The 24,344-nt window shown below is 56.5% G+C and carries 22 protein-coding genes and 2 pseudogenes; 9 read left to right on the plus strand and 15 right to left on the minus strand.

From position 1 onward, the window contains the following. The first annotated feature begins 149 nt into the window (after window positions 1-149). Both C1713_RS02220 and C1713_RS02225 read left to right on the plus strand, forming a co-directional pair. The gene (locus tag C1713_RS02220) at window positions 150-779 is read left to right on the plus strand and encodes a sigma-70 family RNA polymerase sigma factor (RefSeq protein WP_050341967.1); all 630 of its coding nucleotides are present in this window, start codon (window positions 150-152) and stop codon (window positions 777-779) included. A gap of 43 nt (window positions 780-822) precedes the next feature. After that, on the plus strand, window positions 823-1,047 hold the full coding sequence (locus C1713_RS02225; protein ID WP_039981258.1) for a type II toxin-antitoxin system RelB/DinJ family antitoxin: 225 nt from the start codon (window positions 823-825) through the stop codon (window positions 1,045-1,047). Window positions 1,048-1,171: 124 nt separating this feature from the next. Here C1713_RS02225 and C1713_RS02230 read toward each other — a convergent pair whose 3' ends face one another. Then, entirely contained in the window at window positions 1,172-1,924 is a 753-nt protein-coding gene (locus C1713_RS02230) for a phosphatase (protein WP_102492888.1), read from the minus strand. A gap of 382 nt (window positions 1,925-2,306) precedes the next feature. Next, entirely contained in the window at window positions 2,307-4,283 is a 1,977-nt protein-coding gene (locus C1713_RS02235) for a methyl-accepting chemotaxis protein (RefSeq protein WP_102492889.1), read from the minus strand. Window positions 4,284-4,837: 554 nt separating this feature from the next. Between C1713_RS02235 and C1713_RS02245 the strand changes: the two genes are divergently transcribed. Then, window positions 4,838-5,098, plus strand: a complete 261-nt coding sequence (locus C1713_RS02245; RefSeq protein ID WP_170950750.1) for a DUF997 family protein — start codon at window positions 4,838-4,840, stop codon at window positions 5,096-5,098. Continuing rightward, window positions 5,095-6,546, plus strand: coding sequence for a sodium/pantothenate symporter (gene panF, locus C1713_RS02250; RefSeq protein ID WP_102492891.1), 1,452 nt, complete (start codon window positions 5,095-5,097; stop codon window positions 6,544-6,546). The genes C1713_RS02245 and panF overlap by 4 nt, the downstream gene beginning before the upstream one ends. A 173-nt stretch (window positions 6,547-6,719) precedes the next feature. On the opposite strand, the gene C1713_RS02255 is transcribed toward panF, so the two are convergent. The 6 genes from C1713_RS02255 to C1713_RS02280 form a co-directional block, all read right to left on the minus strand. Then, window positions 6,720-8,012 carry a glutathionylspermidine synthase family protein gene (locus C1713_RS02255; RefSeq protein ID WP_102492892.1) on the minus strand — a complete coding sequence of 431 codons (1,293 nt, stop codon included), beginning with the start codon at window positions 8,010-8,012 and terminating at the stop codon, window positions 6,720-6,722. Then, entirely contained in the window at window positions 8,009-8,596 is a 588-nt protein-coding gene (locus C1713_RS02260; protein ID WP_006690636.1) for a hypothetical protein, read from the minus strand. Before C1713_RS02260 ends, C1713_RS02255 begins: the two co-directional genes overlap by 4 nt. A gap of 11 nt (window positions 8,597-8,607) precedes the next feature. Continuing rightward, on the minus strand, window positions 8,608-9,039 hold the full coding sequence (locus C1713_RS02265) for a DUF350 domain-containing protein (protein ID WP_040572554.1): 432 nt from the start codon (window positions 9,037-9,039) through the stop codon (window positions 8,608-8,610). Between the two features lie 45 nt (window positions 9,040-9,084). After that, a complete protein-coding gene (locus tag C1713_RS02270) occupies window positions 9,085-10,275 on the minus strand; it encodes a DUF4178 domain-containing protein (RefSeq protein ID WP_102492894.1) in 1,191 nt (396 codons plus the stop codon). A gap of 143 nt (window positions 10,276-10,418) precedes the next feature. After that, on the minus strand, window positions 10,419-10,730 hold the full coding sequence (locus C1713_RS02275) for an AzlD domain-containing protein (protein ID WP_040572553.1): 312 nt from the start codon (window positions 10,728-10,730) through the stop codon (window positions 10,419-10,421). Beyond that, window positions 10,723-11,490 (minus strand): AzlC family ABC transporter permease, encoded by a 768-nt coding sequence (locus tag C1713_RS02280; protein ID WP_102492895.1) that lies wholly within the window; start codon window positions 11,488-11,490, stop codon window positions 10,723-10,725. The genes C1713_RS02275 and C1713_RS02280 overlap by 8 nt, the downstream gene beginning before the upstream one ends. Before the next feature lie 223 nt (window positions 11,491-11,713). On the opposite strand from C1713_RS02280, the gene C1713_RS02285 reads away from it, so the two are divergent. Beyond that, window positions 11,714-11,917, plus strand: a complete 204-nt coding sequence (locus C1713_RS02285; protein WP_050341947.1) for a hypothetical protein — start codon at window positions 11,714-11,716, stop codon at window positions 11,915-11,917. Then, entirely contained in the window at window positions 11,914-12,231 is a 318-nt protein-coding gene (locus C1713_RS02290) for a type II toxin-antitoxin system RelE/ParE family toxin (protein WP_102492896.1), read from the plus strand. The genes C1713_RS02285 and C1713_RS02290 overlap by 4 nt, the downstream gene beginning before the upstream one ends. 60 nt (window positions 12,232-12,291) lie before the next feature. Here the strand turns inward: C1713_RS02290 and C1713_RS02295 are convergent. From C1713_RS02295 to C1713_RS02310, 5 genes and pseudogenes are all read right to left on the minus strand, one after another. Further along, window positions 12,292-14,979 (minus strand): annotated as a pseudogene (locus C1713_RS02295) (heavy metal translocating P-type ATPase). A 115-nt stretch (window positions 14,980-15,094) separates the two neighbouring features. Further along, on the minus strand, window positions 15,095-15,568 hold the full coding sequence (locus tag C1713_RS02300) for a DUF4303 domain-containing protein (protein ID WP_245870924.1): 474 nt from the start codon (window positions 15,566-15,568) through the stop codon (window positions 15,095-15,097). A gap of 112 nt (window positions 15,569-15,680) precedes the next feature. Further along, complete coding sequence (locus tag C1713_RS02305; protein WP_009753580.1) at window positions 15,681-15,962, minus strand: GNAT family N-acetyltransferase; 282 nt, start codon at window positions 15,960-15,962, stop codon at window positions 15,681-15,683. A gap of 15 nt (window positions 15,963-15,977) precedes the next feature. Beyond that, a complete protein-coding gene (locus C1713_RS12045) occupies window positions 15,978-16,142 on the minus strand; it encodes a hypothetical protein (protein ID WP_170950751.1) in 165 nt (54 codons plus the stop codon). 141 nt (window positions 16,143-16,283) lie between these two features. After that, the gene (locus C1713_RS02310) at window positions 16,284-17,567 is read right to left on the minus strand and encodes an S-layer homology domain-containing protein (RefSeq protein WP_102492898.1); all 1,284 of its coding nucleotides are present in this window, start codon (window positions 17,565-17,567) and stop codon (window positions 16,284-16,286) included. Between the two features lie 284 nt (window positions 17,568-17,851). On the opposite strand from C1713_RS02310, the gene dpaL reads away from it, so the two are divergent. Next, on the plus strand, window positions 17,852-19,051 hold the full coding sequence (gene dpaL / locus C1713_RS02315; RefSeq protein ID WP_102492899.1) for a diaminopropionate ammonia-lyase: 1,200 nt from the start codon (window positions 17,852-17,854) through the stop codon (window positions 19,049-19,051). Window positions 19,052-19,101: 50 nt separating this feature from the next. Here dpaL and C1713_RS02320 read toward each other — a convergent pair whose 3' ends face one another. After that, window positions 19,102-19,608, minus strand: coding sequence for a DUF4411 family protein (locus tag C1713_RS02320; protein ID WP_245870926.1), 507 nt, complete (start codon window positions 19,606-19,608; stop codon window positions 19,102-19,104). Window position 19,609: 1 nt separating this feature from the next. After that, the gene (locus tag C1713_RS02325) at window positions 19,610-20,767 is read right to left on the minus strand and encodes an ImmA/IrrE family metallo-endopeptidase (protein WP_102492901.1); all 1,158 of its coding nucleotides are present in this window, start codon (window positions 20,765-20,767) and stop codon (window positions 19,610-19,612) included. A gap of 153 nt (window positions 20,768-20,920) precedes the next feature. Here C1713_RS02325 and C1713_RS02330 point away from each other — a divergent pair. Both C1713_RS02330 and C1713_RS02335 read left to right on the plus strand, forming a co-directional pair. Beyond that, window positions 20,921-21,592, plus strand: a pseudogene (locus tag C1713_RS02330) (Fic family protein); the annotation flags it as partial. A 98-nt stretch (window positions 21,593-21,690) separates the two neighbouring features. Beyond that, complete coding sequence (locus C1713_RS02335; RefSeq protein WP_102492903.1) at window positions 21,691-24,216, plus strand: site-specific DNA-methyltransferase; 2,526 nt, start codon at window positions 21,691-21,693, stop codon at window positions 24,214-24,216. Window positions 24,217-24,344: the final 128 nt, after the last annotated feature.

Raw genomic sequence — 24,344 nt, forward strand, 5'->3', positions numbered from 1 at the left:
TGCATGGGTGAAAAAACCCATCGAAAAGATATCTGCCGCAGAGAAATCTGCGGTTTTTTCTGCCATCACAGGGATGATGCTTTTGCAGGGCGTTCATCGAGCTGATATACTCCAGATAACAAAACAAATGTTTGAAGGAGGAGTATCAAATGGTATTCGATGGAAAACAAAGGTACGCGCCCCTAACGAAGGCGGAGGAAGACGCTGTCATCATGCGCGCCGTGCGCGGTGAGGCGGGCGCCATGGCGGAGATGACGGCGCGCTACCGCGGGCTGATCGTTGCGGAGGCGTATGCGCCGTATCTGCGCGGGACATCGCTCGCGGCAGAGGCGGAGAACGTCGCGGCGCTCGCCTTTCTCGAGGCACTACATGACTACGACGCACAGCAGGGTGTCCCGTTTGCGGGCTTTGTCAAGGCGCGCGTCCACCATGCGCTCATCGCGGAGTTCCGCCGTGAGCTGCGGCGGCGGGCGCGCACCTGTGCACCGCCGGAGGAAGCGGACGGTCAGGAACTGTGGCGGGGGTGTGCCGCCGACCGTCCGATGGAGCGGGCGGAGGAGCGGCTCCTCGCCGAGGATATCCTCACGCGCGCGATGCACCGCCTCACGGCGCGAGAGAAGGAGGTGCTCGATCTCCACTACTTTCGCGACCTCACCCTGCGCCGTATCGCGGTGCTCCTTGGCACGAGCGCGGGCGCACTCTCCAAGAGCAAGGCAAATCTCCTGCGAAAACTGCGTGCCTGTGCGGCTCTCCCTATTGCAACGGCGCACGAAATATGATATTCTTAGAAGAAAGTGTGAACTTGTAAAGGGGATGGCATACATGGCACAGACCAGCATTAGTATCCGCATGGATGCCGAGCTCAAAAAGAGCTTTGAGCAGTTCTGCGGTGCGGTCGGGATGAATATGTCGACGGCGATCAATATGTTCGCTATTGCGTGCGTGCGCACGCAGAAGATTCCGTTCGAGATTTCCGCGCAGCGCGCCCTGCCCGGAGAGTCGCTCGATCTCTTCACGGATACCTCGTGGGGGGAGAGCGAGGAGTAAGAGGCGACGAAAAAGCACCGATCAAGAGCTTCTTGATCGGTGCTTTTTGCTGCGGAAGCGTGCGTTATCCATGAAAGCAATAAATAACGATAAATATAAATAAATTACGATAAAATCAAAACAATTAGGAAAAATAATCCAAGCCCTGTACGCCATTTTTTGCACGGCGCTCCGTCAGCCATGCCTTCAGCCGTGCGGGATCATCGTTGAGCGCAAGCTCTGTGGGGAATCCGATCTCATCGAGAATGGCGTGTGTATAGCCGTGTTCCCCGACGTCTGCGTCGATGTGCGCATCACTCCCGAGGAGGATATGTGCGCCGTGACGGCGGCAGGCGGCGAGCAGATCGCGTGCGAGGCGATCACTGCCGGGGCGGCTGCCGTGCGGGTCGTGGGAGGAATTGTTCATCTCGATGAGGACGTGCTCCGCTGCGGCAGCACGCGCCAATGTGTCAAAGTCGACAGGGTAGGAGGGATTATCGGGGTGACCGATGATGTTGACGTAGGGATTTTTCATTGCGCCGACGAGCGCCGCCGTATTCTCCGCCGTGCTGCCGGGGGCGATCACGAGATCGTGCAGGCTCGCAATGCCGTAGTGGAGCTTTTTCAGCACCTTTTCGGGGAGATCGACGCGCCCCGTCTCATCCATGACGTTCAGCTCTGCCCCCATCATGATCTCGACGCCGTACGAGGCGTGACCGATCACCTTGAAGTTGTGAAAGTAGATCTCATGGAACGTCCCGGGCATGGCGGGCGCGTGGTCGGAGATGCCGAGGAGGGAGAGACCCTTCTCCTTTGCGGCTGCAGCCATCTCGCGGATGGTGCTGTATGCGTGCATGCTCGCGACGGTGTGGGTGTGCAGGTCGATGATATCCGTCATAGGGCTTCCTTTCTGCGGTGAGATTTATCTTGCGTGCAGGTGCGGGGTCTGTTATAATAACAATAGAAAGAACGCCCCAGGCGGTGTTTTTCCAGTATCATAGGTTATCTTTTTCTAACCGCTCCACCGGTCAAAGCAGGGGCGGTTATTTCTTTTTGTTTATCGCAAGAATATAGCCTGTTGCCGCGACAAGAAATAAGATCGCGCCAATCTCGCTCATTATTGCTCACCCCCTTTCGGGGGAAAAGACACCGCCGTTTGTCTGGGGGCGTTCTGTGGTTATTATACCGTGAATTCGGTGAAAAGCAATTGTTTCTTACGAAAAGAGGGCTGTTGCACGAAGTTTGCAGCTTCGCGCAACAGCCCTTGTTTCATGCGGGATTTAGAATCTAAACTTCTGCGTCGTATTCTGCAGGTCGGTGGCGAGGGTTGCGAGTGCCTGTGAGGCAGCGGCGATCTCCTCGCTCGATGCGGACTGGCTCTCCGAGGCGGAGGCGATGGTCTGCATGTGTGCCGCTGTGGTCTGCGAGATGGCATCGGCCTCGCCGGCAGCGTGGACGATCTCCTCCGCGCCCTGGGCAACGTTCTGCATGGCCGCGTTAATCGCTGTCATCTCCGTATTGATCGCGTCGACCTTGTGCATGATGCTGTCGAACTGCTCGCCGACGGCATGGATCGCCCCCGCACCGACCTGCACCTCCTCGGTGCCCGTGTGCATGGCACTGACGGCGTGCGTCGTGTCGTTCTGGACGGAGGAGATGCGCTCCTTGATCTGGTCGGCGGCGTCGCGCGACTGCTCCGCCAGCTTTCTGACCTCCTCAGCGACGACGGCGAAGCCGCGCCCTGTCTCGCCCGCGCGTGCCGCCTCGATGGCAGCGTTGAGTGCGAGGAGATTTGTCTGCTCGGCGATGGCGGAGATGGACTCGACGATCTCGCCGATCTGCTGGGAGCTCTCGCCGAGTTTCTCCACGACCTCCGCCGAGCGCTGGACGCTCTGCTCGATGGCAGTCATTTTGTCCATGGCGTCGTTCATCAGGGATGCGCCCTTCTTGGCGGCGTCAGCGGTCGCGGCGGACTCGTCGGCGACGGCATCGGACTTCGCGGACATTGCCCCGATGTCGTCCGATACCTTGTGGATCGTGTCGCGTGCCGCTGTGAGTGCGTGGAGCTGTTTCTCCGACCCCGTTGCCGTCGCGGAGACCGTGCCCGCGATCTCCGTGGCGGACTCTGCCATCTGATGTGCACTCGCCGTCAGCTCCTCAGAGGAGGCGGCAAGCTGCTCGGCGGTCGATGCGACCTGTTTGATGAGATCACGGATGTTCTTCGTCATGGTGTTGAAGTTCGCGGCGAGCCGTCCGAGCTCGTCGTCCGAGTTCACAGGGAGATCGGGGAGGTTCAGCCGTCCGTGGGCAAGCGCATCCACATGACCTGTGAGTTCCTCCGTTGCCGTTGTGATCGTCGCGGCAAAGCGCAGCAGGGCGATGATGATGCCGATGACGAGCAGGATGCCGACAATGGTCAGCCCCGCATAGGAGATGCGCAGATCCGCGAGCTGAGCAAATGCCACGTGCTCGGGAACGGCAATGGCGATGATCCATCCCGTTTCGGGGACGGTTGTATAGGCGATGATCTGCTCCTCATCATCGATGGGGGCGACGAAGTGTCCCTGTTTTTTCTCCTGCATTTCCGCGAGATGATCCTTGAGGACGGGATCATCCGACGCTTTGCGCAGGGTATTGCCGTCGGCATCCGTGATAATGATTCCTGTGCGGTCGATGATGACGCCTTTCCCTTCGCCGTGGTATTTCAGTTCCTGTACGCGTGCGGAGAGCGTGTCCAGTGTGACGTCGGCGCAGACGGCACCTGCGAAGGTTCCGTCTGGTGATCGGTAGGGAGCAGTAGCCGAGATGATCAGCTTTTTGTTCAGCGGATCCTGGTACACTGAGGTGAAGCCGGGGGCATCCGCTGCCTTTGCATCTTTGTACCAGTCGCGCGTGCGCGGATCCATCTCGGCGGTGATATCTCCATCCACCCAGCTGATGAAAGTACCGTTTTCGGCACCGTGACTGAGGTCAAGGATCGCCTTGTCGCCGGTGGCAAGACTCATGAGACTGCGGTCATGTTCCATGGGACTGCCCGCCATGGCGGTGAGCAGATTTGCCGCGCTCTGAGCGAGCTGCTTTCTTTCCAGCAGCCAGCCGTTCAGCGATGTAGCTTCGGCGTTCAGCGCAGCGTCAATCTCGTTGGAGGTGCTCTCAACAAGGGCACTTTGTGCCCTGTGATAGCCAACCGCGCAGATCACGCCGACAAGGATCGCCATGACGGCGCCCATAAGCAGCAGCTTTTGTTTGATGGACATGGTATTCTTCCTCCCCGATCGCCTGCATATCCTGCCATATAAAAAGAGTGTAGCGCATTTTTCTCAAAGAATCAAGGAAATTTCACATTTATTTTAATCTACATAAAATAAATTATTGCCGCGGTACTTTAGGAGCTGCCGGTACAATGAAGTCTGTCAGATGGGCGTAGATTTTCCGCCGAAGTGCGGGCAAGAAAGATGCGTCAAGAGACGCGCGCTGAATTTATCCGTGCTTCCTGTATTTGCGATGCGATGTGAGATGTGTTAAGATGAATCTCGTGCCGCAGGCAGGATATGTCCGCCTGACGGCGCGCCTGCGGCATCTCGTGGGAGCGTGTTTGCGCCGCTCCATACGATGCGCAGAAGGGCTTTAAGGAATCGCTGATAAAATAGAGCCTCAGATTGGCGTAGATTTTTGTTCGGACGAGAGACCCCAATCGGACGCATCGCTAAAGCTATGTGGAGGATTTGCAGGTATTGAGCGGGCAAGAAAGATGCGTCAAGAGACGCGCGCTGAATTTATCCGTGCTTCCTTAGTATCAAGGAGGTTCATCATGCAGGATGAAAAATGGGCAGACGCCATCAGCCGTGAGGCGAGGCGTACTGCGGCGGTGGGCGTGCTCTTTGCGCTCATCTGGATCGTGCTCGGATTCGGGCTGTCTGCCGTCCCCGTGACGGTCATGGGGCTGCCGCTCTGGGCGGTTGCGTCGTCGGTCGGCGTGCTCGTCACGGGCGCGGTGCTCGCCGTCTGTCTCGCACATACGGCGGAGGATATTCCCCTCGACGATGAGGCGGGAGAGGGGGGGGCGCGATGAGCGGGAATCTCATGGTACTCCTGCCGCTCCTCGGCTTTATGGCGGGGATGCTCGCGCTCGGTTTCTACGTGCGGCGGCAGAGTGCGGCGGGCGGCTTCCTCTCAACCTACTTTGTCGGCGGGCAGTCGCTCGGCGGCTTCGTGCTCGCGATGACGATGGTCGCGACCTACAGCTCGGTCAGTTCCTTCGTCGGCGGTCCCGGCATGGCGTATGAGATCGGCTTCGGCTGGATCTACATGGCGGTCATCCAGACCATGACCATCTTCCTTGTGCTCGGGATCTTCGGGACGCGTGTTGCACGGCTCGCACGGCGGATTCACGCCGTCACCATCGTGGACATCATCCGTCACCGCTATCGGTCGGATGCGCTCGCGGCAGTCGCGGCGTTCGTGATCGTGCTCTTTTTCGCTGCCTCGATGGTCGCGCAGTTCGTGGGCGGCGCGCAGCTCTTCGCCGCAGTGACGGGCTACTCCTATGAGCTGGGGCTCGTGCTCTTCGGCATCGTGGTCGTCATCTACACCTCGATCGGCGGGTTCCGTGCGGTTGCGCTCACCGACACCTGCTGTGCGATCGTGATGATGCTCGGCATCGTCCTGCTGTTCTACTACGTCCTCGCGGCGGGCGGCGGATTCACAGCGATTCTGGAACAGCTGCGCACGGCGCATCCCGCGATGCTGACCCCAACGGCGGAGGGACGCATGCCCATCTCGCTCTATGTCTCGCAGTGGCTGCTCGTGGGGGCACTCACCATCGCCCTGCCGCAGTCCGTCGTGCGCGGCATCAGCTATCGCAGCAGCCGTGATATGCACCGCGCCATGATCATCGGGACGGTGGTCATCGCCTTTATGAACATCGCCGTCAATCTCGTCGGCGTGCTCGGGCGCGGCGTGCTCGGCGTGGAGGCAAAGGAACTCGGGGGCGTCGACAGCGTGATCCCGCAGCTCATGGCGCACGTCATGCCGCCGGAGCTGCTCGGCTTTGCGATCATCGGGCCGCTCGCCGCCTCCATCTCGACCATCTCGGGCGTACTCATCGTTGCATCCTCCGCCGTGGTGAAGGACGTCTACCTCCACCACGCACAGAAGCACGGCAGGGACGTTCCCGAGGAGCGGCTGCGCCGTCTCTCCATGGGGGTCACTGCCGTGCTCGGCGTGATCGTCTTTCTCCTGGCAGTATCGCCGCCGTCGCTCATCTGGCTCATCAATATGTTCGCGTTCGGCGGCCTTGAGACGGCGTTCTTCTGGGTGCTCGTCTTCGGCCTCTTTACGCGCTGGGCCAACCGCACGGGCGCACTCGCCGCGATGGCGGGCGGCACGGTCATCTACTGCGCCGCGATGGCACTCGGGATCAAACCGCTCGGCCTGCATCCGATCTCTGTCGGCATCACCGCCTCCCTCATCCTATTCCTCGCGGGGAGCTATGTGGGGCAGCACAGCGAGCGCACTTGACAGGATTTTGTGGGGAGAATATAATAGAGATAGAAAAAGAGTGGCTGACGCGTGGGAACGTCGGTCTCTCCCTAAAGTCTTTGTACTTGAAGAAAGAACCGTCGTTGCCTAATATTCGGCAGGTTCTTTTTTGATCGAAAAGGGGAATAGGCGAGTTGCCTATTCCCCTTTTGCTATGCGATGACCAATGGTACGAAGAATGCCTCCGTCCCCGCGATCTCCTCGGGGGAGAACCGTGCGCCCACGGCGGACGGCGTGCCGAAGAGCATGAAGCACGAGAGCGTCAGACAGCCCGTGAGGCTGCCAGAGTCGACCGTATGCGTAAAGCGCGGCTGACGGACGAAGTCCTGATACATTGCCTTCCTGCTCGCGCGGCAGATGATCTCCTCGGGGCTGTCGGGCTGCCGCTCGTAGACCATCTCCTCGCGCTCGCCGCGCTTCTCGACGAGGCGGACGTTCTTCCCCTCGCGTCCCCAGATCTCCTTGCGGATGTAGGTGCCGTCCCGCAGCGCATCGAAATCGTCCTCGAAATAGGACGGCGTGAGGTAACGCTCCACCAGCGCACATTCCTCGGGCGTCAAGAGCTGCCCCGTGCGTGCGAGCGCGTAGACGAGCGCCATAAAGGACTTGTTCTGCAGGAGAATCGCCTCGGGCGGATTCATCATGGCAAAACTGCCTGCGCGGTAGAGATCGAGGAACATCGTCCCGAGCGGTGCATCATCCTCCGTGCGTTCGTCCACGAGAATCTCCATTGGATGCAGGCGGTAGAGTGCTGATGCGTATGCGTTGTCGTCCAGCGGAATGCCGTGCGCGTCGATCGCGAGATCATAGAACGAGAGAAAGCGGATGTCGCCGTGGGGGACGCCCTCCTGCATGAGTCGCATGAGGTAGAGCGTTGTCCCGAGATCCTCGGGATAGTCGTCGAACGCAGAGAAGACGAACGGCCGCCGCGTGAGCGCGCGCCGTCCGAGATCGGCGAGGGGGGAGGAGAGACGGTTGTGTACCTCCGTGAGGAAGCCGCGCAGCTGCGCCTCCATCCCCTCGTTTGGGTCGCGGCGTCCGTTGTATGCGGCGGCGACGCCGTTCGCGTAGAAGGACTCGATGACGAAGCACGGCGTATCGGCGTTGATCTCCACCATGTGCAGCTGCTGCGCCTCGTCGAGTACGAAGTCGAACCGCGAGAGCCACGTCGGCAGATGAAAGGCGTTCACCGTGTGCAGATAGGGCAGGATCTCGCGCGGCATATCCATCGCGCGTGCGAAGTCGTTCGGCGCACGCTGGAGCACCTCGGCGGCCTTGCAGAAGACGCGGAACAGCCCTGCCGATGCCGTGCGCATCTCCTCATAGAATGATGCCGGGAACGCCTGCACTGTATGCGTGGGGTAGCGATCTGGATAGTCGGCGTATTGAATAAAAGGGAAAATCGAAGGATCGAGCTGATCAATATAGGTGGCTGGATGCATCATGATGCTCCCGAGGAGGAGCGGATGCCTGCCCGTCCAAAGCCGGACTGCTTGCTGATGTCCTTGATGCGGCGGCTCTTGTTCCGCTCATAGTTGTCGTTGTCGCTGTTTCCTCCGCGACCGCCGCCGCTATTGATGACCGTCGTGTGATGATGCCGGCCCGACCGTACGGGGATGGCCTCGGGCAACGGTGTGAGCGCCCCGTCGATGCGGTAGGTCATCTGTGCGAGCTCCATGTGACCGCCGGGGTAGGAGAATCCGTGAAAGGCGAAATAGTTTGCCGCCAGAGGGGCGATCATGCTCGCCGTGCCGTACAGCCAGACGAGATCACCGCCCTCGTCGCGCCGGAAGGTCACCGCCGTATCGTTGTCGTAGAGCACGGTCTCCGTGCCGTCGCCGTTGTTGAGGAGGCTGCAGCGGCGATCGAGATCATCCGTGAGCCGTGCCTCCCCCTCATTCCATTCGGGATGTACGATGTCACATATTTTATATATAATGTCGTTACGATAGTAATACCCTGCCCCAAGAGCGCCGACGGCCGCGACGGCAGCAGCGAGGATGGCAGCCTTGCGTCCCATATTTTCCATGCGTCCGCTCCTTAGTGCACTGCTCCGCTGATGACGAGGGAGAGCCCGACGAATACGCCAAAGAGGAAGATGCCCGCTGCCATGTTGCCGCGCATGATCTGCTCGGCGAGTGCGTACTTTCGATGCCACATCTTGATGATGAAGAAGCCGAGAACGAAGAACACGATGCCGACCGCAGCGTAGACGATGCTGAGCAAGACGCCCTGCAGGAAGTCGGGCGGGACAGCATCGTAGGCGGGGGAGAGGATCACGGCGCGCAGGATCTGCCCGATGCCGATGAAGGAGCCGGCGGAGAGCCATGCGACGGCACAGTTGCCGCGCTTGATCTCAGCGGCGAAATCGCCGGGGACGAAGAAATCCATGATCGTATTGGAGACGATCATCAGCAGGATGCCAAAGAGCGCATAGAACGCGGTGAGCAAGAGGGTGGACAGATCAATCATAGCGGTTCTCCTATCGTCAGTGGACTGCATATTATCAGCGATTCTCTAATGTGCGAGATGCAGGGATGGCTTTACCGCTCTCCCATCGGACGCCGCCTGCATTTTCTCAACCCATTCGGCGCGTGTCATGATAGATGACTTGTCCTGTGCCGCTGCCGCATCAGAGGGCGCAGCTGTGGACGCAGGGGCGGCGGGGGCGGCAGGCGGCGTTTTCGGCGGCGGTGCATAGATGGATCGTGGGAGCGGCAGGGGGGCCTCATTCGGGCCGGGCTCGACAACACCGCGGCGGCCGGTCTCACTCCACCCGCGCACCGTCTCGGCATAGTGGCCGAGCGTGCGGGCGGTCACCGACGCCACGCGATCTGCGGGAAGCGGCGCGTGTGAGACGACAATGCGCGCCTTCCCCTCGCCATCATCGGAGATCTGCAGGTTCTCTTTCTCCGCGCGGAGGAAAATCAGCTGCTGCGGCGCATCCGTGTCACTCTCGGCGATCTCATCCACGTACCCGCCCAGCCCATCGATGAGATCGAGGGCAGCGGCGTTCTTGTCGATACTGGCACGGTAGACCTGAGCATCCCCCTCCGCCGGCTCCTCCGTGTAGTATGGCGCATCCGAGAGGCGCTCATGAAGTGCATACGGGAACCCGAACGTGCGGCGCATGTCGTGGATGGAGTTGATGTCCAGGTCAACATCCAGCATGATGACGACGAGAAATATGGTCACCCCCCATACGGCACTGCTGGAGAACAGCTTGCTTAGGATGGCCTTCTGTTTCTTGGTCAGGAACCCATGGCGCTTTTGGGGGCCGGGGTCAAAGGTTTGAATCAGATGTGCATCGATTCTCACCCCGCGCGACCCGTATTTTGACCCGTCCCAGTCCTCAAGGAAGAAGTATTGATTGTCGTCAATCTCGTACTGCTCGTAGGCCGCACAATCGCCGTACGAGGCCTCCGTATCACCGAGTGCGCTCGTGACGACCTCGATCCCCGTGTCGATCAGACGGTAGGATTTTGCCGGTACGACGCGCGCGACGGGGGTGGAGAGCGTGCACTCCGCGCCGTCCTCGCTGATGCTCAGCCACATGCGCGCCTCGCTGTCCTTGTCCTCCTCTAGGGTGAGCCCGTACTCCGTCCATGTGTCGCTCCCATTCTGCTCGCGGTAGCAGATCTTTTCCACGATGATGTAGCGTACCCCGCCGATGATGATGCCGGACCAGCAGTCAAACTCGATGGACATCCCTCGCCTCCTTTCTCCTGATACAGCTTCTCGTTCATCAGTTTATCAGCGATTTCTTAAAATAAATGAAATTTTATAAAATCTCTTTTATTGAAGGGCTCCAATGTCCCTAAGATGGCCGTGCCGAATGTATCAGGGCTTCCCTAAAATCCGATCACAAGCCCCTCGACCACAAAGACCATAATGCTCGCTCCCGCCGCACAGCGAAAGAGACTCGCGCCGTTCCACGCGAGAAAGAGGGCAAAGACGAATGCCGCGCCGCCCGCCAGAGGGGTGCGCGTCGCGAGCACGATGGCGGGGAAGGTCATGACGGCGAGCGTCACGTAGGGGACGTAGAACAGGAACGAGCGGACGAAACGGCTCTTGATCTCACTGCGCAGGACGAGCGGCGGGATGAGGCGGATGGCGAGGGTCACGATGCTCATGACCGCGATGTAGATCCATACGTCACGCATCGGCATCCTCCTTCTGCTCCGTGATGGGGAACAGCCACGCGCCGACGCCCGCGATGAGGAGAGTCAGGATGATCGTGCGCGTGCCGCCCGAGAGCTCGCACGTGATGGGGGCGTACGTCGCCGCGAGCGAGAGCGCGAAGCTCACACTGACCATCCCCGCGATGGGACGGCTCCTCTTTGCGGGCGGGAGGATCACCCAGACGAACATCCCATAGAGCGCGACCGAGAGCGCGGAGAGTGCTGCCGCCGGCAGAATACCGCCTGCGAGGATGCCCGCCGACGTGCCGATCGCCCAGGCGGGGACGGCAATCGCCATGGCGCCATAGTTATAGTAGGGATTGACCATGCCGCCGCGCGCCACCGTGATGCCGAAGATCTCGTCGGACACGCCGAAACTCACGGCGAGGCGGTGGAGGAGGGGCGTCTCGGGTGCAAACCGCTGCGTGAGCGCTGCTGACATGAGGAAGTAGCGCGCATTCGCGACGAGGGTCAGCACCGCGATCTCTAGATAGGGCGCCTGTGCCGCGATCACCGTAAAGCCCGCATACTCGCCCGCTGACGCGAGATTGACAAAACTCGTGAGAAAGCCCTGCCACGGCGTCAGACCCGCCGTCTTGGCGAGAATCCCGAGCGTAAACGCCACGACGAAATAGCCGAGTGCAATCGGCACGCCGTCATGCACCCCCGCGAGAAAAACTGCGCGCCGCGACGCGCCGATGCTCTGCTCCATGAATCCTATCACCTTGCCCATGACTGTCATTTGATTCTCTTATTGTAAGATAAATCACGCCATTTGTAAATGTCGGGGCGCCAAGACAAATGATTGTCAAGAGGAGAGAGAACTGGTACAATGGAGGAAATAAGGGAAACTTGATCGAATCGTCCCTCGGATGGATATAGATTTTTCGTTGAGGTGCGAAAAGAGACACGAATATGGCGGTGCAAAATGGATCCTTGCTCCGTTAGGAAAGGATGTGTAGGCGATGTCACATGCGATGGCGTTGAATCCGCCGGCAGAATCGATGGAACAATGGGGAACGTCGGCGCATCGTCCCGTTGCCATGGGCAGCATGAGCCGTGCTGCTCTGGATGCGGCACTTGCAAAGGGCATGGCGTCACTGGAGACGGGGCGGGGAATGTCGCCAGATGAAGTAGATGCCGCATTGAGGCAGGAATTTGGCGCATGAGCCGCTATCGGGTACAGTATTCTCCTGCCGCTTATGATGATTTACGTGCCATCTATCGCTATATTGCATTTGAGCTGATGGTGGAAGAAACTGCACGGGCACAGACGGAGCGGATTCGATATGCGATCCGTGCACTCGACACGTTTCCACAGCGCTATCGAGCTGTGGCCTGGGAGCCGTGGGCATCACGGGGAATACGTCAGATGCCGGTGGATCATTATTGTATCTTTTATCGTATTGATGAAACTGGTGGTATCGTTACGATTATTCGTATTTTTTATGCGGGCAGGGATATAAAAAACATCATAAAATAAACGGTCATGCAGGAGATACTCCCGCATGACCGTTTATTTTCTTGTGTATGTCCTATGCGATCAGCCCAGTTCGTAGCCCGCGTCGTCGAGGACGGCAGCGTACTCGCTGTTGGGGATGTCGCGGCTCGTCTTAAAGGTCGCCGTGCCCGCCTCGAGGCTGACGACAACGTCCGTGACGCCGTCCATGCCGCTGAGTGCCTTCGTGACGTGCTTGACGCAGTGCGGGCAGGTCATGCCCTTGACGTGAATGGTCTTTTCCATGAGATTTGCTTCCTTTCTGTCGGCGGCAGATTCTGCCGCGGCTTTGGTGATGGATGAGGACGGTGCGTCCGGCGCGCCGTCGCTGTCGATGGGGGCGATAGTCGGTGCGGCGGGAGCTGACTCCGTGCGCTCTGCCGTCTCCTTCGTGATGGAGAAAAAGCGCAGGCGCAGGGCATTCAGCACGACGCAGATGCTCGACAGGCTCATCGCCGCCGCCCCGATCATGGGCGAGAGCTTGATGCCGAACGCGGGGTAGAGCACGCCCGCTGCGAGCGGGATGCCGATGACATTGTAGAAGAACGCCCAGAAGAGGTTCTCCTTGATGTTGCGCATGACACTGCGCGACAGGCGGATCGCACTGACCGCGTCGAGGAGATCGCTCCGCACGAGGACGGCGTCCGCACTCTCGATGGCGACATCCGTGCCCGCGCCGATGGCGATGCCGAGATCTGACTGCACGAGGGCGGGCGCATCATTCACACCGTCGCCGATCATGGCGACACGGTGTCCCTCAGACTGCAGTCTCTTGACGTGCTCCTGCTTATCCTTTGGCAGGACCCCGGCGATCACCTCCGTGATGCCGAGCTGATTGGCAATCGTGCGCGCCGTGCGTGCGTCGTCGCCCGTGAGCATGACGGGGGTGAGCCCCATCACCTTCATCTGGGCGATCGCCGCCGCGCTCGTCGGCTTTTCCGCGTCGCGGACACCGAGGAGTCCGACGATCTGTCCCGCACGGACGACGATGAGTGCCGTCTCGCCGCGCCACGCCATCTCGGCACGCACCGTTTCAATGGCGGGCGGCAGGGCGATGCCGAGCTCCGTGAGGAGTGCGGTGTTGCCTGCCGCGCAGTCCGCACCGCTCACGCGGGCGCGCACGCCCTTGCCGAATACGGCGTGAAAATCCGCCGCGGCAGGGATGCTCTGCCCCCTCTCCCCTATTCACCCCTCACAGGGGATTAAAGATAGACCTAAAACGGAGAAGCACACCGCCTTAAACCCAACTATTTCAAGGGCCGGAGGAAAGAACTGTTGCTTATACACATCTACGCCGACGGGGCGGATGCTCGTGAGCTGCGGGCGCCCCTCGGTGAGCGTCCCCGTCTTGTCCATGAGGACAGTGTCGATGCCGCCCGCCGTTTCAAGTGCCGTGCCCGACTTGATGAGGATGCCGTGCGCCGCCCCGCGCCCCGTGCCGACCATGATCGCGACGGGGGTTGCGAGCCCGAGCGCACACGGGCAGGAGATGACGAGGATGGAGATCGTGATGGAGAACGCGAACTCAAGGCTCGCGCCCATCATGAGCCAAACGCCGCCTGCGAGGAGCGCGATGGTGATGACCACGGGGACGAATACCCCCGCCGCGCGATCCGCCAGACGTGCGATGGGCGCCTTTGACCCGCCCGCCTCGTCCACGAGACGGATGAGCTGGCGGATGGTCGTATCCTCGCCGACGCGTGTCGCCGTGAATCGGATCGTCCCCTCGATGTTCTGTGTGCCCGAGGTAACCGTATCCCCTGCCGCTTTGCTGACGGGCATCGACTCCCCTGTGACGGCGGACTCGTCGACGCTCGTCGTGCCCTCTGTGACCGTGCCGTCGACGGGAATGCGTGCGCCGGGACGCACGACGATGGTATCGCCCGCGGCGAGGGCACTGACGGGAACGGTCAGCTCCACCCCGTCGAGGAGAACGGTCGCCTCCTGCGGTGCGAGCTTCATCAGCGCGCGCAGGGCGTCCGTCGTCTGCCCCTTGGCGCGCGCCTCCAGATATTTTCCGACCGTGATGAGAGTAACGATCATGCCCGCCGACTCAAAGTAGAGATTCGTACTGTACTCCGCGGTGAGAGCGAGGTCGCCGTGCCCCAAACCGTAGCTCATGCGCAGCATCGCAAATGCGCCGAAGAGGGCAGACGCCATCGAGCCGATGCCGACGAGGCTGTCCATGTTCGGCGCCCCGTGCAGGAGATTGCGAAAACCGTTGACATAGTATGTACGATTGACATACATGATCGGTAAAATAAGCAGGAATTGTACGAGTGCAAAGGTCAGCGCATTCTCCGCGCCCCAGAAGATATCAATAAAAGCGGGCGCGTAGGGGATTCCCCATGCCGCGAATGTATGGCTCATCGAGATGGCGACCGTCGGCACGAGAAAGAGGATGGAGATGAGGAGACGCGTGCGCATCGCACGGATGGCCTTGCCCGCCGCATCGTCCTCCGCGTTTCCTGCCTGCGGTGCAGCGGGGGCGGCAGTCTGCGCCGTCTGCGCAGCGGATCCGCCCTTGACGCTCGCACCGTAGCCCGCCTCCTCCACCGCCGCAATGATGGCGGCGGGGCTCGTGACATTCTCGTCGTAGGCGAGACTCATCGTATTTGTGAGGAGATTGACGGAGACATCCGCCGTTCCTGCCATTTTCGCCACCGTGCGCTCAACCCGCGCCGAGCACGCCGAACAGGTCATGCCTGTGATATTAAAACGTTCCTTTTGCATTCGATCCCTTTCCTATTGAGAACTGTTACACTCATTATATAATTGTTGTCAAGAGATAACAGCCACAGTCTTTTGGCGCGATATTTGCGTACGGATGCGGGCAGCGTCCCTCGATTCAGCGGGGGCGAGCCAGCGCATCGGCAGGATCCTCATCGTGGTCGATGCAGTATGAGACAAAATCCGCTGTTTTCGGTATGCTTCGGAACGTATCTGTTTGGCGAAAATCCGCTAAAATCTCCTCGCACAGCCGGCGCATATCGGCGCATTGCCTCTCCATGTTGTCCTGATAGCGCGCGATGAGTTCCTCCTCCTTGAACAGTTCTGCCTCTGCGATATCCGTATACGTCCAGTCGCCGGGGTTATAGCGCAGATTCGCGGCGGCAGACGCATCCGTGCGATCGCTCGCGCCACCCTCTTGGTATTCCCTCAGCGTCTTTTGGAACGCCTCCTCTGTGTTCATCCCGACAAGAAACTCCGCATACTCTGTATTGCAGTCAAACGCCAGCGCGTAAAATCTCTCCCGGGGATGTGCGCGGAGAAACTCCTCCATCGCGGCAGAGATCTGCGCGACAAGATCTTTTTTATTCATGTGGTACATCACTTTCTAGGGAGTTGCTGATAAAATGAAGTTCGTCAAATTGGCGTAGATTTTTCGCCGAAGTGCGGGCAAAAGATGTGTCAAGATGGTAGTGCTGAATTTATCAGTGCTTCTCTAGGACATCTCGATAGGCGTCCTTTCTCTGCAGCATCATCTTCGCAGCGTAGGAGCAGACGGGGACGATCTTCCTGCCTTCACGGCGTGCCGCCGCGATGATCTCCTCGATCAGACGGCGGGCGATGCCCTGTCCCCCGTAGGCGGGATCGACCTCCGTATGCGGGATGACCCAGCGGCCGCCCCTCTCCTCGATGACGGCATAGCCGATACATGAGGCTCCGTCGTACGCCGCGCTGCGGCAGCGCTCTTTTTCAAATACAATGTTCATGGGGATTTCCTTCCTTCATATACTGCGCAACAAAGGCGGCAATATCTTCCCGCGCATGCAGCGCTGTTTTGCACCGTCTGTCATGACAATGCCATACTCCTCCCTGCGGTTCGGAGCAGAGAACATCTCCTGCGGCAGGAGGGCGGCGGTGAGCAGAACTGCGGCGAAGAAGTGCATCATGGGGACGGGATCGTGTATCTATCTCCTTTCTATCGTTATAGCGCAGAATTGGGTACGGGTCAAGAGGCGTGCGAAAAGCCTCCCCCGTGAGGTCGGGAGAGGCTTTTGTATATAGAAGGAAGTTGACCAAATGGAAATCGTTTAGAAGAAGAACTCGACGCGGCCGAAGAGCTTCGATGCCCTGTCCTTATCCGAGCCAAGATAGCGCGCATAGAGATCCTTGCCACGGAAATACTTCGCGGAGAGCACGACGTTCGGCAGCAGCGTGTAGTCGGCACCGATCTCGACGCCTCTTGCCCCCTCCATCGCACCATCCGTCGTCGGTGCCACGGAGGCACCTGCGATCTGGCGGTAGGCGACGTATGCCCCCCACGAGCCGCGATCCTCAGGCTCTGCACCCCTGTACTCGTACGCGATCTGATAGGATTTGTCAGGCATATTTCCCATCTTGAAATCCTTGCTGTATGCGTACGCACCCGAGAGGAAATTATACTTGTCGAAGCGATAGGCGAGGTTCACCCCGAAAATCTGCATCGTCTTCTTGTTGTTCTTGAGCATCGCTTGGAGATCTTCTGCATTGAGGCGGTAGTAGCCGAGCCCTGCCGTCAGGCGTCCGTTGTACTGGAGCTCTGCGCCCTGATAGTTTGCCGCCTTGTCATACTGGAACTCGTCACTGCCCATGCGTCCTGCCTGCAGCTTGACACGCAGGTCCTTGCCAAAGTTGACCTCAGCTCCTGAAAACTCGCGGTCGAAGACGATCGCACCCGGCTTGGCATACGCCTCTGCCGAGAGCATCTCCAGCTTGCCGAGCTTGACGTTGAAATTGCCGTAGTCGCCCTGTGCCCATGCGCGCTGGAGCGTTACCTTGTCGTTGTCCTCTTCGCCCGCGTCCTTGTTCACCTTTATCGAGGCATCGAGGCGTGCATTGACGTGCCAGTGGCTGTTGATCTCGGCAGACGGCTCAAGACGGAACAGCAGATTGTTGTCGTTGACTTTTGTCGCTCCTGAGGGCGTACGCGATACTTCCGTGCGGTCGCTCGTGTAGGTATACTCAACTTTGCCGTTCCACTTCACCATGTCGGCGTTGCGCTCGAGGTTCGATACGCGCACGCCGAGATTGTTCAGCTCGTCGGCGAACTCGGCGGCGAGGCGATCAACGAGTGCGCGGTCGGAGGCGGACAGGTCGCCCTTTGCCATCGCCTTGGCGACCATCTGTGCCATCTCGTAGCGCGTGATGTTGCGGTCGCCGCGGAACGTCCCGTCGCCGTAGCCCTCAACCACGCCGTCATTGGCGAGCTGCGTTACGGCATCATACGCCCAGTGGTCGCGCGGCACATCACTGAACGGATTCGCCGCCGCGAACGTCGTTCCTGCCGCTCCCACGACGAGAGCCGCCGCAAGTGCGGACACCAGAGTTTTCTTCATCGGAAAATCCTCCTTTTCGGATCATGCGAACCGGCACCGCCTGTCTGTGTTTCCCATCGTGGATGGTGTCCGTGACGTTTGCTGCATCCATTCGCATAAATAATAATAACCTTTCTCATTATATATGAAACTAAGATGAGACGTCAAGATGGTAGTGCTGAATTTATCAGTGCTTCCCTAAATACAGAGAATAAACATGACGAACATGATTCGTATCATTAGAGCGGGAATCTATGGTATAATAAAAATACAGAACTATTTCAATGGACGGAGGAAAGAATCGTATGAATGAATCAATCAAGGCGGCACATCTCACGCATGATGCAGCGCCGCAGGCAGATCTCACGCCCTACAGTGCAGAGGCAGCAGCGCGTGTGGAGGCGTTTCATCGGACACTGCCGACGTACGAGCCGACGCCGCTCGCCGACCTCAGGCATCTCGCACGGTCGCTCGGACTGGCGCGGATCGCCGTGAAGGATGAGAGCAAGCGGTTCGGGCTGAACGCGTTCAAGGGGCTCGGTACGAGCTACGCCGTGGCGCGCTATCTCGCGCAGTATCTGGACATCCCTGAGGAGGAGATGACCTATGAGCGCCTGCGCGCACCGGAGAACCGCGAGCGGCTGCGCGGCGTCACCCTCGTCACTGCGACGGACGGCAACCACGGGCGCGGTATTGCGTGGGCGGCGAAGCTGTTCGGGATTTTTGCGCATGTCTTTATGCCGAAGGGCGGCTCGCCCGAGCGTCTGGCAAACATCCGCGGACTCGGCGCAGAGGCGTCGTTCACCACCTACAACTATGACGATACCGTGCGCTATGCCTCGCAGATGGCGCAGGAAAAGGGGTGGGTGCTCATGCAGGACACGGCGTTCGGCGGCTACACGGAGCGGCCGCAGTGGATCATGCAGGGCTATTCGACGCTTGCCCATGAGGCAATGGAGCAGTACGCTGAGATGCCGACGCATATCTTTTTGCAGGCAGGTGTCGGGTCGCTGCCGGGGGCGATCACGGGATACTTTGCCGCGCACTATGGGGCGGAGTGTCCCGTCATCACCATCGTTGAGCCGAACCGCGCCGACTGCATCTATCGCACGGCTGCCGCCAGCGACGGCGAGCGGCATATCGTGACAGGCGAGATCAGCTCCATCATGGCGGGTCTCTCCTGCGGCGAGCCGAATCCCCTCGCATGGGAAATCCTGCGGGACTATGCCGACCACTTCGTCTCCGTCCCCGAGTGGGTCGCGGCGAAGGGCATGCGCATCCTCGGCAACCCGCTGGACGACGACCTGCGCGTCGTCTCGGGCGAGAGCGGCGCCGTCACCACGGGACTCGTCGCCGAGCTCATGCAGAACGCGAGCCTCGACTACCTGCGCGACGCCATCGGCCTCACGAAGGACTCCCGCATCCTCTGCATCTCCACCGAGGGCGACACCGACCGCACGAACTACCGCCGCGTCGTCTGGGACGGCTTGTATCCGAGTTTTTGACCCTAAATAGATACAAAATGCCCCTGCATCGAAATGGTGCAGGGGCGTTGTCATAGGCGAAAGCATTCTTGCCGCATCATATCAAATAGGGATGTGTATGGTACTTGGAAATGGCATGCGACATCGGGAAGTTTCGGATTGTTCGAGCGCGTCGTTATGCGACCGGCTGACTGCTCGAAGCTCAGGAGCGTATAGCCATATACTTTGGCGGCGGAAATCAGCCACGGGTCAGCAACATTTTCTCGCGACCAGAGACGAAGTGCGGCTTCGCTGTATTGATCGCTTTGCTGAATAAAGCTCAGAACGTCTCTATACATTTGAATGATTTGTATCTCCTGCGTCGACAGAATACATTCGTTCGGAAGATCGCTTATCCAGGCAGAGAGTTCGTCTGTTCCCTTTAGAATCTCATCCCGTACCTTATCCAGAACGGCTATTTTATCCAGTGAAATTTTAGGACGCAGCTGCTGCCAGAAAGATGGGGCGAAATCAAAAGGATAGTATGCACGGGATGGGCGTATCAGGCTATTGGCATCGATGAGGTATTTTTTGCTCAACTCAGACGCCTCCCATCCGCTCAAGCGCCTCTCTGTAGGTCTTGCGATTGGTTGCTGTCAGCCGGTAGGCATCTGTATCCTGTGTGTTTCCCTGAGTTACACTTCGTTCAAGGGCGGCGAGGAAACGATGATCAAGGTTCGAGAGCAGAGTGTTGTAGAAATCTCCGCCGCTGCTTTTCTTTTTTTGTGCCTTTGCATGCTCCCAGCGCTCCTTTTGCAGAGCTAGCATACGCGCATATACATCCCGTGGTATTCTTTTCATCTCATAGGCGCGCCGCAGAATTACGGATTCACTGCATCGGAAATGACGTGCGGCCCGTTCTATCATATCTTCAACAGGAATGGACGATTCCCATATCTCGGAAAAATCTGCTGCAGGGACGAGCAATTCTGCTGCAACGGCATTGCACTTCTGTTCGAGCAGACTTACGTGTTCATCCGACCATTCGGAGTTGTTGAAGAGACTGTTTTTGCCGAGCCATACATGAACCGTTTCGTGCAGGAGGGAGAAGAGGCGTCCGTTTGCTGTGTCTGTTGTGTTTATAAAGATGAGCGGCGCGTATGCATCGACGAGTGTAAAGGCACGAAACTCCTTCACATCAAGTGGACGATGTGTATTTGCTCCGACCTTTCCCCCCGTAAAGATGAGAAGCCCATACTGTGCGAGCGTGTTGCGGAGGTGATTGAAATTATCTTCCGCATTTTTTCCTTCTCTGTACCAGTTTGTTTTGAGTGCAAGGGCATCCCGTATCCGTTGCGCAATCTCGGTTGCAGAATCGTGGAGACTGCAACATCCGACGAAGGGAAGAGCGTCCGATTGTTCCCGTTTGAGGTCATCCCTCATCCAATCCTGAATTGCCGTCATCTGATCCAAAATGTCGATGAGCTCACGGCTCGGCTTTTGATGTTTTTTACTCCCAACCGTGCGATATTCGGCAAGCGCAATATCCTCGTCAGGCGGTGTCTGTAAAAGAAAATAGCCGAATGGAATACGTGTCTTCCTGCTCATCGCTTCCAGCTGTTTCAGCGTAGGCTGCTTCTCGCCGGTCTTCCATGCGTTCAGCTGGTCGAGCGCATCAGGGGTGACCTGATCTTCATGGATGTTCTGCACAATCCAGTCGATCACAGGTGCATGAACCGGTACGGTAACTCCCGCCATACGGCTCACCTCCTTTTGTTCATTTCTTTTATGATAACATATCGAGAGAGCGAGTTCCACACAAAATGACCTACTGGATGCCGAAATACAGAGCTCCACCGGAGCGGTGTTTCCGTTTCTGTTGAAAAACGGAAATACAAAAGGGATAAGGGGCGTAGAAAATTCCGTTTGTATGGGAGGGAATCGGTATGGACACGCGCGCAGGATATGAATGCGGCGATGTCCGCACTTGAGACGTATATACACGCAGAGGACACACTCGAACCACTGATTCGTACGGCACTCGTTCACTATCAGTTCGAGACGATTCACCCCTTTCTTGATGGGAATGGACGCATCGGACGGCTGTTGATTACACTTTTCCTGATGGAGCAAAATCTCCTGAGTACGCCTGCACTCTACATCTCCTATTTCCTGAAGCAAAACCGTATCGAATACTATGACCGTATGACCGAGGTGCGGCGCACCGGGAATTATGAGCAGTGGATCCTGTTCTTTCTGCGTGCTGTTGTAGTGTCATCAGAGGACGCTGTGAATACCATTGACCAGCTGCACGAGCTTCATGAAAAAAATGTTGCACTACTTGCGGACGGGGCAAATCATCGTCAGCTTGCCACACTAACAAAACTCTTCTCCTACATCGAGTCGCATCCCATCATTGAGATAAAAAAGACTGCTGAGGCGCTGAACGTCTCCTATAATGCTGTTTCACGAGGTGTTTCTATTCTAATGGGAAAGGGGATCTTGGAGCAGTGTCAGCGGGTCGGAAAAACGCGGATTTACTCGTATGCGCAGTATGTAGAGGTACTGCGGAAGGATATATAAAGAAATATGTACTTATTGGATCACATTGAAGGATTATTATTGCAGTTCATAGAATTATTGTTTTATTAATTGCTTTCACAAGAAAGGGATGTTGCCTTATGCCACAAAAGAGAAAAGAACTTAGTGAGAAGGAAATCAGTAGAATACGTGAGGTTACAGCATATGATCATCACGATAAAAAAAGGTCGAATAACCCTGCTATTGGGATGGCAAAATATGATCGCAGCGATGAGGAGATGACAAAATATGAATATGATCCACATATCGATCCGTCACTGCAGTGGGCTGGCAAAGCCGAAGGAATCTCGTTTGAAGTGTCAGCATCGTCTATTCATATTCACGAATCAATTAAACCATCAAAAATACTGCGCGCTGTGCAGACAATCGGAGATGACTTTGAAGAGGTTCAAACATCGCTTTGGGAGAGTCCATTAGAACGGCAACGGCGTCACCGGGATGCTCTCGAGTTTTATCAGCATGGAGTGGATTGGACCAATCGTCTTATTGCTGGAGATAGCCTTGTCATTATGAACTCACTGCTTGAGAAAGAAGGATTGGCAGGGCAAGTTCAGATGGTATATGTAGACCCTCCATATGGAATAAAATATGGATCAAACTTTCAGCCATTCGTAAATAAGAAAGAGGTGCAGGATAATAAAGATGACGATTTGTCACAAGAGCCTGAAATGATTACGGCATTTCGTGACACATGGGAACTAGGGGTTCATTCTTATTTAACCTACATCAGAAATCGACTACTTTTAGCAAGGGGATTATTGGCAGATAGTGGAAGTATATTTATTCAAATTAGCGATGAGAATGTACATCATATTCGTGAAATATGTGATGAGGTGTTTGGTGGACAAAACTTCATTAGTCAGATTTATGTACGGAAAACAGGAGGATTCTCAAGTTCTCGTATAGATAATGTTGGAGATTATATTATTTGGTATGCAAAAGACATTAATATGGTGAAATACCGCCCTCTTTATAAAGAGAAAAGTTTATCGAAGAGTGGTGTTTCTAATTATTCTTATGCTTTGTTGCCGGACGGAACATCTCGTACATTAAAAAAGGAGGAGAAAATAGATTTTACTATTCTTCCAAAGGGTACAAGACTATATGGTATTCACTCTTTAACCAGTAAGGGAGCTGCCAATACGTCGCAAATCTATGATTTTAATGGGAAAAAATTTTGCCCTAAAGAAAATGAACATTGGAAAGCCTCCTATCCAGCTGGCCTTGATAATTTGAAGAAGGCCGGAAGATTAAGAGATACTGGTAAGCGTTTAGGTTACATTCGCTACTTCGATGATTTTCCTCTTGTGAGTATTGATAATAATTGGGATGACACACGAGGAGAAATGGATATGATCTATGTTGTTCAAACTGCGGAAAAGCCAGTTCAACGTTGCCTTTTAATGACAACAGATCCTGACGACCTAGTTCTTGATATTACATGTGGAAGTGGAACAACCGCATATGTTGCTGAACAGTGGGGCCGTCGCTGGATTACTTGTGATACATCGCGCGTTGCAATTGAGCTCGCAAAAGAGCGGTTGATGACAGCAACTTATGATTACTATAAGCTTGCGTATCCTAAGCAGGGCATATCGAGTGGATTTATCTATAAGACGGTTCCGCATATTACCTTAAAATCTATAGCGAATAATGAACCACCGCCAATGGAAATCCTGTATGATCAGCCGGAAATTGATAAAACCAAAGTACGCGTCTCTGGCCCCTTTACAGTTGAATCACTTCCTGCACCCCTTGTGAAACCTCTTGATGAGGTTGTTACGCCTTCAGAGGTTAATGCGGTAACTTCAAAACAAGATGGCTGGCGCGCAGAGCTGCTAGCTACAGGCATCCTCGGGAAAAATGGGAATAAGTTGGACTTTTCTCGTATAGAACCTCTTGGAGGAACAACATTTTTCCAAGCGGAAGGTGAAACAAAGGAAACGGAACCAAAACGTTTTATTATTTGTTTTGGCAGTGAAAATAAGGTTATGGATGCTCGTTACATCGAAGCTGCTCTTGATGAAGCTCAAACAATGCGTCCGACGCCAGGTTATATTATCTTTGCAGCGTTCCAATTTGGTCCAGAAGCAGCTCAGCTTGTAGATGATGTTGTTTGGCACGGTGTCACTGTGCTTAAAGTTCAGATGAATACTGACCTTATGACAGATGATCTCAAGAAAAAAAGATCATCGAATCAAAGTTTTTGGCTTGTTGGTCAGCCAGATGTTGAGCTCATACAAGATCAACGCAGTAAAGGAAAGTATAAAGTCAGAGTGAAGGGATTTGATTATTATGATGTAAAAAATGGCACCGTAAAATCTGGATCGGCCAGCAATATCTCGATGTGGATGCTCGACACTAAGTATGATCCGATGAGTTGTATTGAGCCTCATCAGGTCTTTTTCCCGATGAGTGGCACAAAAGGTGGATGGATAAAGCTTGCTAAAACTCTTAGGGCGGAAATTGATCAGGAACGCATTGAACGCTATGCTGGAAATGAATCGCTCTGGTTCACAGCAGAGCCGCATAGCAAGATTGCTGTCAAGATTATTGATGATCGGGGAATTGAGAGTATGCGAGTATTAAAGGTCGGTGAGGAATGATGTCTGGAATCAAGCAATTAATTATAAACTCAGCTTACCAAGAACCTTCTTCTCATTGGAAATATAATATTGAAACACAGACTTTTGCGCGAGAACAAGGGAGACGCCCCGCTGGTTATATTGTAGCT

Origin of the sequence: Centipeda felix (assembly GCF_900186465.1) — a bacterium.
Lineage (GTDB): Bacteria > Bacillota > Negativicutes > Selenomonadales > Selenomonadaceae > Centipeda > Centipeda felix.